Here is a 3,321-nt window from a genome sequence, read left to right on the forward strand (position 1 = left end):
GGGGAGCTTATCTCCTCATCTCACTTCTTTTGCTCCCATGTCAAGTCAAATTTTTCTCTGCTCGCTGCTGCTTATCTTGTTTCTTTTGTCAAGTTCATTTTATACCAAATTAGATGAGCTTACCCTGCTTCTGCTTAGTCAATCTATAGCCTTTTCCTGATAGCTAACGACTGAAGACTTACATTTTAGATAAATCAAAAGTTTTAATTCAAAATCTCAAATTAATATGAAACCATTTGCTTTAAAAATAATTACCATTAGTGTATTATTGTGTGGTGCAATAGTGCCTGTTGTTCAAGCACAAACTTCTGCTTATCGCTTGATTGAAAGGGATATAGCTGTTAACAATAAAATTCAAGTGAAAGTCACTCCTGGACGTGCTACACCTATCAGTTTTAGTCAAACTGATGAAACTATTGCTTACATTTTATTAGCAGATCCTTCACGACTGGTCTACACTACAGATGCAGATTTAAACAGTGGAAAAGCTACAACCATTTTTTTAAGAGTTATCAAAACTTTGAAGTTTCCCCAAGTTACCTCTACTAATATTACTAATTTGCTCGTTCAAACTGTAGATTCTCAAGGACAAAAGCGACTTTACAATTTTGATATCATACCCCATCGAGGAAAACCAGATTATGTTGGTATTCAAATTGCAAATGCAATTCCTGGACAACAGAAATTATTAATAGATAAAAATCGCACTGCTACAGTTGATGATATTGAAAATGGGCTAAAAATTGCTATTAATCGAGGTTATACTCAGAAAAATGATCCTGTTGTTTCTAAAGTGCGGCAGGTTTTAGCATTGTTACGCACTAATAAAGTTACTATTTCTGAGGCAGCTAAATCTGTTGATGTGCCACTGGCTGTAATTTTGGAGTTAGGGAAAATTGCAATTAATCAGCGTGATTGTAAATTGCTTTTGAATGGTTGTTAAATGAAATAACTGTGTACAATTAGTAAGTGTTCAACTATCAGTCATCAGTAATTAGCTGTCGGTTTCCGTCAGCAAGAGGTTGAGAGAACAAAGACAAAAGTCAGTCTGCAAATGTCTATTGTGGAATTGGGCAAACTTTTGATTTGATGAAAAACCTATCTACTTATAGGTAAAAGCTGTTCACTCCCATAGCATGGTGTAGCAACTTGGGTGTTTCTTTCTTTTGTTGCAGAAGCGTAAACCGCCACCGTTGGAAGCTCAAATATCATAAAATTTGTGGATGACGTATCCAGTTAAAAATTACTCCATGCCTACTGTTACAGTTACTAAAAATACACTAGATCAAGTTCTGGCACTGCAAATCATAGTCGCCTGGGCTGGGGAAGGAATTTGTGAACCTAAGCGTTTAGACTGGTGGCGCACTGATTTAATTGATGAATATGGTGGCGGTGATTTATTTGGAAGGCTTTTCCCCAAGACACATCAATGGTCATCATTAGAGGCGGTGCGTTTAGCAGCAATTCAGGTAGATAAGCACAAACGTCAAGAAATGGCTCAATCAGACGCAATGCGATCGCTTTTTTTCTGGGGTTTTACTGTAGATGAACAGTTAACAGAACGTCTAGCATTTCACAAACGCAGTCATAAACAACCTCTAGAAGCCTTACCTCACTTACCCTTAGATATCACCAAACCCTTCTCAAAAGCCGAATTTGAAGATGCAATTCGACTTCCTAATCGAACCGTAGATTTTAAAGTAGTCCCCAATGGACGGGAAATAGTGGGAGAAATGCCAGAAGCTTTGGAAGAGCAAGCAAAAAAATTAGCTGCGGCTTTGCTACCCTTAACGGATAGTTATACTATGCCATTTTATCGGTTGCAAAAGCACTAAGTTCTGTGGTTAAAAAAAATACATCCTCTCCAGTCGTCAACCAAGAATTGACTAAATCCATGTTGTACGGCGAAGAGTCTCATCAATTTCATACTCGGTTGCTGCGGACATCCCTAGCCTTAGAAGAAAGTCGAGCTTATTGGGAACACTTCAGAATAGATATACCAAAGGAAAAGCTGGCAGTGGTAGCTTTTGAGGAACGTTGGTTTGGTAGTAAAAGCATGGCCAGGGTTCGCAGTTTGTTAGTAGAATTTAGCCATCGCTTTGCAGCTTATCCCATCACCTTAGAGATTTTGAGACACTGGCAACCCAGTAACCCCACTACACGCCAGAATATTTGTCATTGGCATTTACAACTGACTGACCCCATGTATCGTAATTTTGCTGGTGTTTTTTTAGAACAGCGTCGCCAGCAGCCAAACCCCAGTATTGATAGAGATATAGTAGCGCGTTGGGTAACTCAGCAACTAGAAAGTGAATGGTCAGCTGCAACAACTCTAAGAATGGCAACTGGTTTAATTGCGGCCAGTGCTGATGCAGGATTGTGTTCAGACAATTCCGGTAAGCGTCAACTGAAATACCCCAAAGTCACTGATGAAGCTTTAGCTTATTGGCTTTATTTTTTACATCATCTTTCTTTTACAGGTACTCTAATTAATAACCCTTACTTTAACTCTGTTGGTTTAAACGCAAGTTTTTTAGAACAGCGTTTACGTAACTTGCCAGGAATTACCTTTAACCGCATGGGGGAACTTTATGATTTTGGGTGGCAGTATGCTGATTTAAAAGTTTGGGGAAGGGAATTTTTGGGTTTGCAATGGGAGTCAGACCATGACGGGTAATTTATTTGAAAATCCTTCATTAGATAATGCGATCGCCTCACTGAAAAATGACCTTCTTGATGCCACAGGTCCGAAAATTAGCACCATGCGGAATTACCGCTTTGCAATTTTACACTACGACCCCCGTGACGAATTTAAACTGCGCGATCGCATTCGCCGCTTAACAGATGACCTCAAAAGCCAAGGTTGGAATGTATTGTTAATTTCCCTACATTGCTTATTGTTAGACCGACTCCGGCGAGAAGAACCAAGAATTTTAGATAGTTTAATTCGTACCGAGCAGCGTTTATATAAAAAAGACCCAGACCGCGCACTTAATCATTTAAAGGATAAAATATCACTATATATTGAAGGATCTAGTGGTATTGCTCAGGATGTAATTACACTCATTAATGAGTTCAGTAACGAACATCCAGATCAATCTGACCGCACCTTAATTTTTTTGGGGCGTGCTGGTTCTCTGTACCCGTTTTTTCGTTCATCGGCACTGCTGAAGCACATTGACGGTAAAACTAACAATCTACCTGTAGTTCTCCTCTATCCGGGAGAACGACGGGATTTAAACGCCCTGTCTTTTATGGGGGAACTCCCATCAGACCGAGATTACCGCCCCCGGATCTACTCATGATACAGCAGGGGGCAGG

4 protein-coding genes are annotated in these 3,321 nt (G+C 39.7%); all 4 read left to right on the forward strand.

What is annotated here, in order from left to right:
• The first annotated feature begins 226 nt into the window (after window positions 1–226).
• The 4 genes from FFR48_RS26425 (at window position 227) to FFR48_RS26440 (ending at window position 3,305) form a co-directional block, all read left to right on the forward strand.
• Window positions 227–943, forward strand: coding sequence for a hypothetical protein (locus FFR48_RS26425; protein WP_137669404.1), 717 nt, complete (start codon window positions 227–229; stop codon window positions 941–943).
• 307 nt (window positions 944–1,250) lie between these two features.
• Window positions 1,251–1,835, forward strand: a complete 585-nt coding sequence (brxE, locus tag FFR48_RS26430; protein ID WP_137669405.1) for a BREX-6 system BrxE protein — start codon at window positions 1,251–1,253, stop codon at window positions 1,833–1,835.
• A 5-nt stretch (window positions 1,836–1,840) separates the two neighbouring features.
• Entirely contained in the window at window positions 1,841–2,677 is an 837-nt protein-coding gene (locus tag FFR48_RS26435; protein ID WP_201277686.1) for a BrxA family protein, read from the forward strand.
• Window positions 2,667–3,305 carry a BREX protein BrxB domain-containing protein gene (locus FFR48_RS26440; RefSeq protein ID WP_137669406.1) on the forward strand — a complete coding sequence of 213 codons (639 nt, stop codon included), beginning with the start codon at window positions 2,667–2,669 and terminating at the stop codon, window positions 3,303–3,305. The genes FFR48_RS26435 and FFR48_RS26440 overlap by 11 nt, the downstream gene beginning before the upstream one ends.
• Window positions 3,306–3,321: the final 16 nt, after the last annotated feature.

Origin of the sequence: Sphaerospermopsis reniformis, assembly GCF_005402885.1 — a bacterium.
Lineage (GTDB): Bacteria > Cyanobacteriota > Cyanobacteriia > Cyanobacteriales > Nostocaceae > Sphaerospermopsis > Sphaerospermopsis kisseleviana.

Bases quoted from the DNA above. Each gene is read 5' to 3' on its own strand.
- FFR48_RS26425 (WP_137669404.1), top strand. From the start codon at position 227: ATGAAACCATTTGCTTTAAAAATAATTACCATTAGTGTATTATTGTGT.
- brxE (WP_137669405.1), top strand. From the start codon at position 1,251: ATGCCTACTGTTACAGTTACTAAAAATACACTAGATCAAGTTCTGGCA.
- FFR48_RS26440 (WP_137669406.1), top strand. From the start codon at position 2,667: ATGACGGGTAATTTATTTGAAAATCCTTCATTAGATAATGCGATCGCC.